Origin of the sequence: Rhizobium bangladeshense, from assembly GCF_001662075.1 — a bacterium.
Lineage (GTDB): Bacteria > Pseudomonadota > Alphaproteobacteria > Rhizobiales > Rhizobiaceae > Rhizobium > Rhizobium bangladeshense_B.
The window spans coordinates 238,698-252,303 of sequence record NZ_LYPL01000005.1 but is presented as its reverse complement, the minus strand read 5'-3'; the positions used below and the strand labels follow the sequence as shown (position 1 = coordinate 252,303).

The window sequence follows — 13,606 nt, the reverse complement described above, 5'->3', positions numbered from 1 at the left end:
GACGGATCGAATCCGCCCGCGACTGCATTGAGGTTCGGGACCGCCGCATCGCATTGGATCCTCTAATCCATCGGTGCGCACACACCTGTCAGTCGATCGGCTTTAGTCTGTCAGGATTGAGACCTGCCAGGCGCACCAGCACTCGCATCTCGCTCCCAGTGACGAGGACCAGGTCACCCAGGTCGGTCATGATCCTCGCCGAGTCCTTCTCGTACTGCAGGCCCATTCCAGCTAGTGCCCGGTTGTCACGCAGACGAGCCACGAGGCTCGAGAGTTCCTGCCGATCTTCGCCGCTAATCTGCCCTCTTATCTCGGCCGCAACGTCCTCGAACGAGAAGTTTTCACGGTCGCGGAGGTCAACCCCCGAAAGCTTGTGAAAGAACGCCGCCAGCGTGTTATAGCGAAGCCGGGCCCGCCGCCCTTCCTCGAGTTCCGTCCTGACTACAGACTGGTCGTTGAAGTCCAGCTTTTCCAACAGAATCTCGTCTGTCCTGCGGGCTCGTGTGCCTTTTCGCGCGGACGGCCGGGCACCGTTGCGCTCTCCGTCCCGCGCCTGTAGATAGTCCGATAGCCCCTTGTCGTGGGCGATGGTGTCCTTCGTCGGTCCCGGTGGCTCCGTTCCGGGCGACAGAGACTGCTTCAGCTTCCTGTATTCGTGGACGCTTAGTGCCACCAGTCGACGATGCGGATGGAAGTAGGTCGTGCTCCAGCCTTTCTTTCTTGCGAGTTCGAGCGCGCGGCCGGAAAGGATGTCATCGCAGGCTTCCCTGAGCCTGGTGAGCGTGCCCAGGCGTCTGTCGCTGCCATTGTCCTTGGCTTCCAGCATCAGCCTCGCCATTATCTGGCTGGACAAAAGTCCATCTGAATCTTCGCTCACCCGCGCGCCTCCGACGTTGGAGGCAGTCCTCGCAGCGATCCCAGAAGCGCTCCGGAGGGCCGTTCTGCCGCCTCCCGGATTCGTTGCGCGATTGCCTCGATGGCAGGCTGGGCTATGCCGGAGCGGCTTTCATCGAGTACCCGTTGAAACTCCTCGACTTCACCGAAGAGATCAAGGAGGACGTCGCCTATCGCCACAAGCGCTTCGATCTTATCAGTCTCGGGAATCCTATGCATCACGTCTTCGAGCTTGTTGGCACGCAATATTGAGCGCACGTGCCTCTCGGCTTCGAAGGGAACGGCGGACGGCAGCTCGATAGCCGCCGCCGGAATGATCACGACGTCCCTCATGACGGAGAGCAGCAACTCGAATTCGTGAACCCTGTTCTCGACCGTCTCGACCTTGTTGAAATCGAACACAGCATTGGCGATGACGACACTGTTGGGCGACCGGCCGGCCATACGGGCGGCCTTCGCCGCGATGTCTATTCGCCGAAGGACGTCCTGTTCCAGGCGAAGCTCTTCAGTCAGGTTCCGGCGGAGCTCCTCCTCAATCGCACGGCCCTTTTCAAGCGCCTTCACGGGTCTACCTGCGGCGGATTCCCTTCTGATCCTCTCATTCAGGTCGATGCTCCGCGTCCCGGACATCCGCAGTTCGATCATGAGCAGATTTATGCGGTTAACGACGCCAGCACGGAAAGCGTAGCCGTTGCCACGATACATGCAGCCCCCGCATGCGCGTAACCGCCACATTGGAATTCGCTGCCCACCTTTGATCCTCCCAGTTGCGCAGTCGCCGTTGATACAAAGCCCATGCATGAAGATATCGAGAGAGGCCGGTCGCTTACCCGTGACGACCTCGCGCATCCGAAGGGCTGCTGGAGATTCCGTCCCGGCGACAGCCTCGATCTGCTCCAACATCGACGTCAGAGCCTCCGGCTGGTTCTGCGCGATCCCTTCGATCAACGTGGCGTCGTAGGTGGCGCGCTGCGTGACAGCATGGATCCGGCGACTTCGAACCCGATTGTAGATGTTCGTAGTTTCATTGGAGGCCTGACCGAGGAGTTGCCTCAGCACGCCGATCGGCACGCCGCGTTCTTCGCCATTGGTCACCAGGCTTCGGCGATGGTCATGAAAGGTGGTGAGCACCAGATCACGCTCCAAATCCACAAGCGGATAGTCGCGCCCTAGTCTTTCGGCGACGATCGGTTGCGCGTATTTGAGAAAACCCTTGTAGTAGGTCCGCATCTTGGAATCCGACACAACGTCCTGGAACTTGTCGGGGGAGCGAAATAGAGGGAATACGTGGGAAAAAAGATCGTCATCCGTATCGGCCGTCCTCGCCCCGTTGTCGACGGCCGGCACCGGCTTGTTCATACGGTTGTAGCGTATCTGAAGGTCACGAAGCTCGCAGATTGGTCCTATCAGCTCTTCTGGCAGGTAGACGCTTTCGTACGCCCCGCTCTTGGCGACGCACAGGTACATGGCGTTGACGGGGGTACGCTCGGCGTCGTCGAGACGAAGGTATCTGATCGCGAACTGATTGTGCCCAGCGATCGCACATGGCAGCGTATTCGGACTGTGCGTCATCGTTACGGGATCGTAGGTTTGCTCGTCGCCTTCGCCGCTATCGAGCCAGCGAACTGTCCTCAGCCTATGGCCGGTTCGAAGGGAGATTTCCAACGCAAGCGGAGCGAACGGCCAGAACACGCGCTCGAAGACCCCTTCAGGATTCCGTACGACTGCATAGGATGTTGGAAGACTTCTGGCGAAGGCCCAGCCGCCCGAACGGTTTATTTCGATCAGAAGATCGATCACCTCCTTCTCGAGCGCCCGCCCAGCGCGGCCCCGTTCCCTCTTCTTGGAAGGAAGGCGATCGAACGTCGCGTCGAAGGGGCACGGAACATGTCTGTCGTAGCCGCCCCTCGCCGCGCCGGCCCTCCATAGATCCTGCATTTTCGACATCGCCGACCTGGCCGAATCCGATCCTACGGCCAGACATCTCGACAAGAGAAATTCGTAGAACGTCTCCTGGGGTGCGACCTCCGACCTCACGTGGTCATGACGGGTGATGTCGCGGAGGCGACTGATCCGCAGTTCCGGTCCGAGCACGATCGAATAGATGAGAAAGTAATCTAGCGCGTCTTCGACTGCGCGCATGTTCTGGACCTTGAAGGTCGGCAGCAGCTCTCGCATCTCCGCAGCCAGTTGCCGCGTACTCTCCGGGATCTCTATCTCGTTCCAGTCCCGCCCGAGGATGCGCGATGCCTTCTTCATGTTCGACGCCGAGGGATGCTCGATCCACCTGAACGCTTCGATCGAGGACGTCCGCTTTCTTCCATCCAGCAGGCGCGCCTCTCCGCGCTCCCTAACATCAACGTCGAACGCCCCGGCCAGAACCGTGTAGACATGGTTGATTGACGATGAGCGACCCTGGTCCGCCGTCCCGTAGTGCATCTTCATATGAAACAGGGGCGCGGGGCAGAACCGGCGCTGCGACCACATCGTGCTCGAGAGCGCAGCCATGACGAACGCGCTCGGAACCTGGCGCAGGGACGTCATTTCTCGGTCAAAGGTCGCCAACATACCGTCGGCGACGTCGCGGGAATGCGGAGGCACGGAAAGCAGCAGCAGAAGCGGCCGGAGATGGTACGGCCAGAACGCGAGGATGCGATCGTAGAATCGCAGCGGCAGCAGCCACACCCCTCTGGCTGCGAGGAACTGCGCGAACCAGATCGGGGCGTAGGTCCGACCCGTCCCCGTGACCGAGGATACGCCTTTGGACCTGTCGACCGGCGCGACGTTGCTCTCCATCAAGCCGGCTAGGGTCCGAAGTGCGTCGACGGTGCGGGGCTTTCCAAGGAACAGCGTCGTCTCAAGGTCCGACATGCCCAGGCTCTCGCGCTGGCCCAGACGAATGGCGTCGTCGAGATCGTCGTTCAAAACTCTGTCGATGATCTGAAGCTGGACTTGCTTCGGCAACGTCGCAACGAAATCGCCTGTGGCTCCCGAATACGCTTTCTGCCAGCGTCCGGCCCTGGCCCGCCCGGCCTGAACCAATTCCAGATCCACCAGAGCTCTTACGACCGGCGCGTTCTCGAAGACGTGAAGCTTGCCGCCTTTACCGCGCAGAAACAGGCCCAGAAGCGTGTTGTGCCGCTCTACCACGTATCTTTCATTGAAGTTGAGTAGACCGTACTTCTGGACGATCTGACCGTATTCCGTCTTCAGCAAGGCTCCGAGTTCGCGGCGCAGCGTCCTGTCGAACTCCCACCACAGGGCTTCGAGATCGAGCGTCTGCGGGTTTGCGAGCATTACGATCTGATCGGAGACGTTGACCGTGCAGCCCCCGTCCTGATCGAAGTATTTCACGTGGGTTTCAGAATAGACTTCCAACTATGATTTCCCTGATGCGAGTTTCGAGAAAATGTCCGCCAAGCGGCGCCCATAGTCTTCCTGCGACTGCACGTCGCCATGCCGCAGGACGAGCTGCTTTTCAGAAGGAGACATCCCGAGTTTCGCTTCGGCGTACCAGCCGGCGAAGTGACGGAATCCGTGACCATGTCCGCCCTCGTCGATAAATGGCTCGATGCCGATCCGGGCGCAGGCTCTGCCAATTGCTCTCCGGAGCATCTGCCGACGCATCGGATTTCCGCGATAGGACGCGTTGCTAGGGTTGATCCAGATATATGGATGCTGTTCGTCCGTACGAAGTTCCTCGTGAAGGGCGTGGATAGAAGGGAGAAGCCGCGCGAACTCCTTGGCGTACCGGTCTACGACCCAGAACCCCCACGACAAATTGCGAGGATCAAACAGCAGCATCCCCTTCCATCCGAGGCGCTCCTTCTTTGATACCGTCCAGAGGCGCGACGTCGCGTTATACTCAGTCTCAAGAACCTCTTTCCGACACCGCACGCCTCTGCTAGCGAAGCTCTCTCCCGTCCATGTTGACGCCTCAGGATGGGCGTAGATCACGAACGGATTCCCATCGTTCGAACCGCTGAACCTTCCGGCGTAGCTCGGCGGAAGCACGTCGCAACGCCACATGTGCAGCGCCTCGGAGAGCCGGGCGCCAGTGGCGGCGAGAAGGCAGTAGAGGGCCCGATACACCGGGTTCGGCTCGGACAAGATCAGGTCGTCCATCTGGTTTTCCGTAGGGAACCGTATGATATGCTTCGCCTTCTTGAATGAAGGTACTGCGATTTTCCTGAAATCTGTGGGAAGGACGGCCTCCAACTCCTGAAGTTCGAGAAATCTTTCCCTCTGGATTTTTAGATGCTGCAGAAACGCAGCCGTCGGACGAACGGGCATTTTCGTTTCAAAAAGCCGGCTTTCAGACCCTAAAGCCCGAGCGAACGGTGAGGCCAGACGATCTTGCCTCCGACAAAATCTTACGTAGGTTCGAATGTCCGCGAACTCGATCCCGACCGTGCCGTAGCCCACGCTCTCCGGTCCGGTGAGCCGCCAGCCTAAGTAGCTCCAGATCACCACGTCGACTTCTTCACCTGTCCGGATCGACAACCCGGAAGAGCGCCAGAAGGCATATAGAGACCGGATCGCAACGAGCATCCGGTGGAGCGCGTCGAACCTCTCAACCGCTGCTCGATTAAGAGCAAATTGGTACGTGTCTGACGGAACATTGACCTCGCCCTTCTCCAGGACCACGAGAATAGGCAGCGGCACATCCATCATGCTGCCGAACCTCTTCAATCGGACCGGAACGTCGATCACGATGGCGGTAGCGTCAGGAGCCGTCGGGCTATCGTCATTCATGCTTCCGTCCTTGACCGCTTTCTTCAAACTTTCAATGAGAGTAGCTCGCGCATGATGTTGGACGCCGGCCCGTGGACCGTAGGCGCCATTCGATCACGCTGGTTAAGGGGTACTGAGACCGCATCACCTGCGACGGGTGAGCCGGCAGATCACCCGTCTAAAGACTGCGTCACAGATCGGCAGGCGCAAGTGGGGGCCTAGAGGACATCTTCGGCGCCATCGCCTAAGTTGAAGTCCTTAATGTAGAAGTCAAAATCCAGGTGTTCGCTTAAGATCTTTCTGACCAGTCGAAGGCCGAGCGGTGTCGCGCCATGTAGGGATCCAAATAGTCGCTGCAGATTGAAAAGGTATTGGTTGGGACGGTCGCTCATGGTTGGTATGGCCCAGGCAGAATCTACCAGAAAGTCGGAGAACGGATCGCCGGCCTTGGGTTCGAACGCAATGCAGTGGATCATGCCGCCCGTCGGGATCACCGCCAAACCGTGTTCATCGGCAATCGGCAGGAGACGCTCAATGACGGGGCCCAGTACCCGCTCGTGCTCCAAAACGCTTGGCCGGTAGACGCCGGGAATTTCCCAGAGTTGGTCCACTTCCGTCCCGAGTTTCAAGCCCTCGATCGAGCACGGATTGGCGTTAACCAGCTCCTCTACGCACAGCACAACACTGTTAGCCAGCAATTTTTCTGCCGAATTCGAGAATGGCTTATCCCAGCGCCCATACCGATAGCCTAGCTGGCGAGCGGTCAGGAAACGCTGGATTCTTTCGGCCTCGTTCCACCATGGAGCTATGATCGCCATAGCACTGAAGGCGGCTTCGCCCCCGGCGAAAAGCGGCAGACCCTGTGTGAAGTCGAAATCGCCTTTGCCATCTGGCACAAGCACTTTCTTCCCGCCCGAACGCCCTCTGTCCCATGCCTCGAAGTCGTTGAGAAGGCAGTGAGGCATGCCCGGTATGACGTTGGTGTAAGACCCGAGATCTCTAAGTTCATCGATCGGAACGGCAACCCCGAGGATGGACTGTGACAGTCCCAAAGACCAGCGTTCGTCGAAGTCGAAGCGATCAAGCCGCTGGAACAAGATGCGCGGATGCAGACGCCCACGAGTCAGAAAGTCGTCAGGAAAGCCCGGCACAAGCGCACCGATCCGGAATTGCTCGATAAGATCATTCAATTCCGGCGTGGCTTCCAGTTTTCTAGGAAGATCGGCTGGATATTCGTCATGCTCTGGAAGCACCGTTATGGCGGCCGGGAAGTGAATCGCCCATTTGGCAGCTTGCGTCAGGGCCCCACCCCGTAGAGGAGCATCCAGTTTGTGTTCGAGCTTCATGCGATCTCCCGGCTTGCATGTCTGCCGGGAAAGATGGCCGACGAAAAGTTGGAATGTAAAGATCCCGCCTCATCACATGTAATCTGGAGATTGTCATGTAAATTTATTTGACATAATAAAAAATGTAATGTAAATGGAAAGTATAATTGTTGACAATTTTCTACATCCAAAAATGATATTTGAATCCTTTATTAAAATCAAATAGACTTTCTTTATGAACGGCGGTAATGAACAGGCATTCAAGGATTCGCACTTCATCCGGTGAAGGATTTGAACGGCGGCGCGTTATGCGGAGGCACCTCTTCGAATCCTGGAATGTCTGGCCAACCAACGGCCAGCGAAGCACAAAAAGCCGCTCTCTTCGAAATCGTCCCTACCATGCTCCATCCGGAGGACAATGAAGAAACTGTCGCGCAGGCGAGCCGGGTGACGGGTTCCGGCTATCCCCCGTCGCTTGCGAGGTTAGTGAGCGACGTCGCCCGACACAGCTCGGGCTATCGGCTTCCACATCTGAGGAATGACGGCGTCTCCCGTCATCAGATCCTTCCCTCAGTCTCACGATTGCTCGGGAAAGGACATTGTCCCTTCATCATCCATGGCGGATACGGGATCGGTAACAGCATGGAGATCGCGGGTCACTGGCTTCGGCGGCTCGGGTCCACGAGCCCTGTGATAGCGTGGAGCAGAGGCGAGGCACTCTCTCCGGTAGGTCGCCGGTTGGCGGCCGGATGGAAACACAGTCGGAGGGGACGAGCAGAAGCATAAACTTGTAAAGCTCGACCCCAAGCTATCGACCATCGGGTTCGGCAGCGATTGAACTGTCATCGACGACCTACGTTCGCACCGAGGCGGTCGGGCGTCTCAGGGCGAGGATCGACCGAGCCGTGTCCTTCTTCGACACCTCCGAGGCCTCCAAACGCGTCCATCAACGATAAGATGGTCGGCGAAGCTTTCGCCCTAATCCGGGGCCAAGTCACATCGCTAGTTCGGCCTCAGGGACGGCCATCGACCTCGCGCATCGACAGCCGGCAAGGATTCGCCATGCCGCTAACAAGGCGCCACTCCGGCGCAGGATCGAGAAGATTGACATCCTCTACCATGGTTCGTGGCTTTAAGTGTATCGTCGAAAATCCGACGATTCCCCACTTCCAAATGGGACATGCTTGAGTATCCGTCCGACGTCGCGGGAGGCCTTGATCGGCGCGGGCAGCTTCTGGTCGAACTGCGTCGTGTTCCAGTTCACTTTCGTCAGCGCTAGAACCTCTTCTGCGATCCTCCAGAGCGGGCTGTCGCTGTCCTCATGAGGAACCAAGAGCAGCGGCCTTGGTACCCGCAAGCCAGGATAGGTCCCATAGTAGGGGACGCTTCCGCGAGTGTAGAGCAGCCCCTTCTCTCCAAGGTCGATGAACGTTCCACGAAGAACCGGATAGTTCCCGTCGCGGAAGATCGCTATCGGGGAGCTTTCCTGGACCCAGACCATGTCGCACAGTTCGATACCGCACCGCTTAAGCGCGGCATGGATGCCTTCAGCCTCTTCCGGACGAAATCGCGAGGTCTTGAGCACAACAATGCGGGCCGGTACATGCTTGTGATGAGCCTTGTAGGCGTCGATCGACCGTGCAACCAGATCCTCGGCATCCTCCGCAGTCAGATAAGGATGGCGCCCCTTGGTCTCAGTCTGGGCCCGAGCTCCACGGAGAATCAATCCTCGTCCCCGCTCGTCGAACATCTGGGCCGTGCTCGTCCAAAGTTGCTGACCATCGAGATCGCGGTAGAAGCCGATACCAAGGAAACTTGTGCGATATTCGGCCTGATCCGGCAGAAGCCGCCATGGCACCTTCCCCGCCTTGTAGAAAAGCGCGTTCAGAAGGTTCCAAGCGCGCGTCGCCTTCGGCTGCGTCTGCCGGTTCTTCGAACGCTTCACCTTCCGGGGAATGACTGCCCTGTCGTCCCAGGTATCGGGCCAGACGATCTGGCAGGGAACATCGATGTGAAGGACTCGGGCCTTGAGCAGATCGCGGAAGTTCAAGGATTCGTCGCCGCTGTCTTCCTCGGCCCCTTCCTCCTCCGGATCGCTCTTCGCGTTGACGACCTTCTCGATCAGGAGCAGCGGCAACGCGAGAACGATCACGTCTGGCTTTGCGCTGCTTTCTACGAGCGCCGCAATCTGGCCCGCCATAAGATCCACGGCAGCCCTGACGGCGTCCTCGTGCTTCGCAATCTTCCGGATCTCGTTTATCTGGCGCTTTGAGATCAAGACCATTGCATCGCTTTGAACCTCGAAACGGCAACGGAATGGATTCTGGTTCGAAAGACCCGGAAAGTCTGGGTTCAAGTTGATAAGCTTCTCGTTGCCGCTTTCAATTCCGTCCGCGACCTCTTCGATGAACTCGGAAAAGCCCTCTACGGTGTCTTCCGTACCGATGACGCCGATCCTGACAAGGTCGCCCGGCTTGGGTTGCAGCGGCCCGTGTTCCCGCAATCCCTGCCTCGGATCCGGCCCCTTACCTCCATCGCCGAATTCCAGCGCCGGCTCCTCGAAAATACGGCTTTTGAACATCATGCCGATATCAGCCTCTCGAGCAGATCCATGGGTACCATCTGCTCCGCACGAGGGTCGGTTCTCATCCAAGAGGCCTCGGGCACCGCGCTGGGAAGATCAATGATAGGAAGCGTCTCGAACCCGAGGACCGGGCGTTCCTTTGGCATCGCGAAAAGCAGACCATCTTCTTGCTTTCCGCTTTCGACGAGCAGATGCTGCCACATGATGACCTGCCCCCTCACAGCAGCATTCCTCTCGAGCCGCTTTTTTCCTGCGAGAAGCGCGCCAGGGTACCGGTGCGGGGAAAAACCGTCATTGGTGAAGAAGAAGGTCGGATCGATCACCACAAACCATTCATCTCCGAGACGTTCGAACCGGAACGTGGCAGCATGGTGTCGCACATATGCCTTGGAGCCAGAACCACCCTTACCAGGATATACGCCGACCACTCCCGCGGCGGTCTTCTTTGAACTCGACATGTATTGATATCGGCGAACGGCGTTGCGCGCGAAGGCCTTGAAATAGAAAAGCCCTTCATGCCTCGAATATGCGAGATCCTGCGACAACTGCCGTTCCAATGTCCTGCGAAGGAGATGGATCATATCATTGACGTCGTCTTGGTCGTCGCTGTCGGCCAGCAGAGCGGTTTCGATGGCCTCTACCTGATCTTCGTCGACGATCGCTCGTGCGCCGGTCGAGCGCGGATTGGAGAACGAGATAAAGCGGCGCTTCCGAATGACCCAGTCTAAGGCAATGTCGTCCTGCTCAAGAAGTTCGGGAAATGCATCTCGACCCGAGCCGAACGGCGACGTGCTAATGAAGATTTCGTCCGGCATTCGGATCCGTAACATATTGATGATGGCGCCTTCGCCACCGTTCAACGGGGGGAGGAACACGCCGGGTGTCCGTCGGTCCACAGTCAAGGCCCCGAGCCGATCACCGCAGACGCCGTCGAACACGTCGTCATTCTTGCTGAAAAACAGGCGGCGCTCCTCGCCGGCAACGGAATCCGTTACTTCCTTCCAATAAGCGGAATTGTCTGACTTCCGCCAGACCACGATGATGATCGGAATGTTCGACTGACGCCAGTTTCGAAGATCCTGAGGTTTCAGAAGATACTCGAAATGGTCCTCAGTCTCGCGGGTGTACCGACCGTCCGCAGTGGACTTGACCTGAACGCCCAGCCACTTGCCGAGAGGAGAGCCAGTTTTCGGATCTCGCAACTCTATCAGGCCATCGGTACCAGCTTCCAGCCGGCCACGGGGCTCGTAGATGAACCCGTTTTCGAGGACGATCTTCTTGACGACCGTTTCGCCAAGCTCGCCGAGGATCTGACTTTCGGTGATTCGCTTGTCCATTCGAAGAGCATACGCGAAAGCGTTGAGTTTCAAAGACGTTCGCCTTATGTTTCGTCCGCTATGCACAGCAAGCAGAACTTCACCCGGCACCCATTATTTGGCGTAGCTTACGAATCGAAGGGTACAGACACGAATGCTCTCCCTCTAGGATCTCGTCCGCGGCATGGCCTTCTTTCAGTCCGCGCCACCTATCGAGCAGTTTGACGAGCGCGAGATTGTCACGCGCATTTCTGACTCGGAGCGCCCTTCGATGCTGCGGAGAAACGATTTCGCTTCCCGCTACGGGCTGCGGCTACTCACTGAAGTCGGCGAGATACTCGGATCCCGGCCGCAGGCCGGTAAGAACTAGATGTTCCCGCGCGCGGGTGCATGCCACGTAGAGCAGGCGCCGCTCGGTTTCATATACATCGTCAAGCTCTGCCTCGTCAGCGGCATCCGCCACGCGTTCGTCGAGAGGAAGAATTCCTTCATCGCAAGCCATCACGACTACGGCGCGAAATTCCAGACCTTTTGCCAGGCTCAACGGGGACGTGACAATCTCGGCCGCCTCATTGATCCCATCCAGTGCTAACCGGGCACGCGGGATTAATTGAGCCGTCCGCACGAAGACGCCGATTTCATGAGCGGCGATACCTTCGGCAAGCCAGGCGCCGATGGTGGCGCGCACACTGTCGGCTTCCTCATGCTCATTCTCAAAGGTCCTAATTTCGGGCGGCGGCCCTGAAAAGACGGAGACGATTCCGCGGCGCTCGTCCTCAAGTCCATCGGTGTCGCGTAGGATGTTAGGCAAGAGCTTGTCAGCAGCCCGCCGAATCTGCTGTGAAGTGCGATAGCAGACCTTGAGCGTATGCGACCTCCCGCGAACGTCAATGCCCAGCCCGGCCCACGAGAAGGGGTGCTGGAAGATGCGCTGCCCGACGTCCCCAGACAGAAAAATGGCGTCCGTTGCGACCGGAGCGAGAGCTGCAAAGAATCGTAGTTCGGCTGGCGCAAGATCCTGTGCCTCGTCGATGATGATATGGTCAAATGGCTTCGACCCGCGGTCGATGATTGAAATAGCGAGACTCGTGAAGACCTCAGACCACGTCGTGTATCGCTCAGACGACAATGACGCGCGCACCGACGCAAACACAGGCCAAAGCCGCTCGCGCTGGTTGGGGCCGAGACGGCTCTTGCGGCCCATTCTTTGAACGGTCGCGTATGCCTCGGGCGACGTAATACCCCAGGCGTCGACCACGTTGGTCCACTCCGACAGCAGGAAACGATCAGAGAATCCCTTGAGGTTGGCTTTCGTCGCGGCATCGTGGATGCGATCCCTCAGCATCGCTTCTGACGCAATCCGCGGGCGCACGCCATATTCTAGCTGATGCATCTGCTCTGCAATTCCGCGAAACGAGGCGGTGGTGATGCGGGGTACGATGCCGCCATTCTCCGGCGCGAGCACGAGAAGTTTCTTCGCCATGGCGTCAGCAAGGGGCTGCGAGAAACTTGCTAGCAGGATCCGAGCATTCGGGTTCTGCCGGGCCAGCCTGACCGCGCGATGAATCGCGACGATCGTCTTGCCTGTCCCGGCCGAGCCCGCAACGCGGGCAGGTCCCGCGAACGTTTGCTCAACCAACGCCCGCTGCGAGGGATGGAGGAAGACGCCCCATTTCTCCCAAGGGAAGGCGAGCGCCTGTTCCAGTTCATCTTGGTCGGCGATCGGACGAATCCTGCGCAGCGCATCAGGGTGCGAGAATGGATCAGCAACGCGAGCAATCGGCGCGGGCAGCATTCCGGTGGCAGCATATTCCAGTAGCGCCTCGGAGGCCTCTGCTGGCAGATGCGCCGCGAGTGCGAAGAAACCGTCCTCGTTGGCGGTGCGGACGTCGGCGAGCCAGTCTACCGGAACGCCTGCCGATAGAAGCGCCTCATCGTCGAGAGACGCGAAGAGGGATTCAGCCGGCGGCGCATCCTCCTTGCTTTTCGTAGGCTCCGGGAAAACGAAGTCAAACGTCGCCGGCGGCACTACGTCTTCGACGCGCTCGCGTACCTCGACTATCTGGATAGCCCCGGTTCGCGGATGCGCCTCAATCCGTCGACGCTCAGCCCAGGCATAAGCTGGGTCGTGGTGGTCAACATAGGCGACCAGCACGCTATCGCCCGACTTGTGGACAATCAGTCTTATATCGCGGTTGACCCGGACCGACCAGAAATTAGGATCCTTGCTGTTGCCAATGCGATGAAGCTGCAGCCCATTCCCGGTGGCGTCCATTTGCAGGTCGAAGACGCTTGCTTTTACTGCCTTCTGATCTACGCCGGAAAGGCGACTGAACGATGCCGTGAATGTCTCTGCAATTAGGAAATTCACGTCTACCACCTCACTTCCATTGTGTGCGCAGTCGGTCGATCTGATCGCTCCAGAATTCGATCTCATCAACGAAGGAGTACCCAAGCGATCGTGAAAGTTCGAAAAAGCCCTTGCCCGGTTGCAGATCGTGTTTGTGAACCACCAGCGCGGTGATAAGGGGGCGGCCAACCTCGTGTTCCTCGGCAGAAATTTCACCAAGAAAATGGGCGAGCCGCGGATCATGTGGCTCCATCCGAACTGCCGAAATCTTGCTCACGAGATCCGAATAGGTGATTGGGTCACCGCGCTTCGCTCTTTCCCTGAGAACGGTCAGGGCTTCGGCCTTGGCCTTCCTCCAGTCCGCGGCGCTGAATCCGTGGTCGAAGTTTTCCCGCTTCATGTT

8 protein-coding genes are annotated in these 13,606 nt (G+C 58.4%); all 8 read right to left on the bottom strand.

All coding sequences use genetic code 11. From position 1 onward, the window contains the following. Window positions 1-88 precede the first annotated feature (88 nt). Window positions 89-877: a hypothetical protein gene (locus A7X77_RS12810; RefSeq protein ID WP_064683286.1), complete on the bottom strand. Its 789-nt coding sequence runs from the start codon at window positions 875-877 to the stop codon at window positions 89-91. Further along, window positions 874-4,272, bottom strand: coding sequence for a hypothetical protein (locus tag A7X77_RS12805; RefSeq protein WP_064683285.1), 3,399 nt, complete (start codon window positions 4,270-4,272; stop codon window positions 874-876). Before A7X77_RS12805 ends, A7X77_RS12810 begins: the two co-directional genes overlap by 4 nt. Further along, the gene (locus A7X77_RS12800) at window positions 4,273-5,649 is read right to left on the bottom strand and encodes a hypothetical protein (RefSeq protein ID WP_156668104.1); all 1,377 of its coding nucleotides are present in this window, start codon (window positions 5,647-5,649) and stop codon (window positions 4,273-4,275) included. It abuts the gene before it with no gap. Between the two features lie 197 nt (window positions 5,650-5,846). After that, complete coding sequence (locus A7X77_RS12795; RefSeq protein WP_064683283.1) at window positions 5,847-6,974, bottom strand: hypothetical protein; 1,128 nt, start codon at window positions 6,972-6,974, stop codon at window positions 5,847-5,849. Window positions 6,975-8,085: 1,111 nt separating this feature from the next. Further along, a complete protein-coding gene (locus A7X77_RS12790) occupies window positions 8,086-9,537 on the bottom strand; it encodes an argonaute/piwi family protein (RefSeq protein ID WP_064683282.1) in 1,452 nt (483 codons plus the stop codon). Next, the gene (locus A7X77_RS12785; protein ID WP_156668103.1) at window positions 9,534-10,907 is read right to left on the bottom strand and encodes a DUF4365 domain-containing protein; all 1,374 of its coding nucleotides are present in this window, start codon (window positions 10,905-10,907) and stop codon (window positions 9,534-9,536) included. Before A7X77_RS12785 ends, A7X77_RS12790 begins: the two co-directional genes overlap by 4 nt. Before the next feature lie 259 nt (window positions 10,908-11,166). Then, the gene (locus A7X77_RS12780; protein ID WP_064683412.1) at window positions 11,167-13,224 is read right to left on the bottom strand and encodes a 3'-5' exonuclease; all 2,058 of its coding nucleotides are present in this window, start codon (window positions 13,222-13,224) and stop codon (window positions 11,167-11,169) included. A 10-nt stretch (window positions 13,225-13,234) separates the two neighbouring features. After that, entirely contained in the window at window positions 13,235-13,603 is a 369-nt protein-coding gene (locus A7X77_RS12775) for a hypothetical protein (protein ID WP_064683280.1), read from the bottom strand. Window positions 13,604-13,606: the final 3 nt, after the last annotated feature.

What these genes read in the sequence shown, in the direction of transcription:
- A7X77_RS12795 (WP_064683283.1), bottom strand. Translation starts at nt 6,974, where the DNA reads ATGAAGCTCGAACACAAACTGGATGCTCCTCTACGGGGTGGGGCCCTG.
- A7X77_RS12790 (WP_064683282.1), bottom strand. Translation starts at nt 9,537, where the DNA reads ATGATGTTCAAAAGCCGTATTTTCGAGGAGCCGGCGCTGGAATTCGGC.
- A7X77_RS12800 (WP_156668104.1), bottom strand. Translation starts at nt 5,649, where the DNA reads ATGAATGACGATAGCCCGACGGCTCCTGACGCTACCGCCATCGTGATC.
- A7X77_RS12775 (WP_064683280.1), bottom strand. Translation starts at nt 13,603, where the DNA reads ATGAAGCGGGAAAACTTCGACCACGGATTCAGCGCCGCGGACTGGAGG.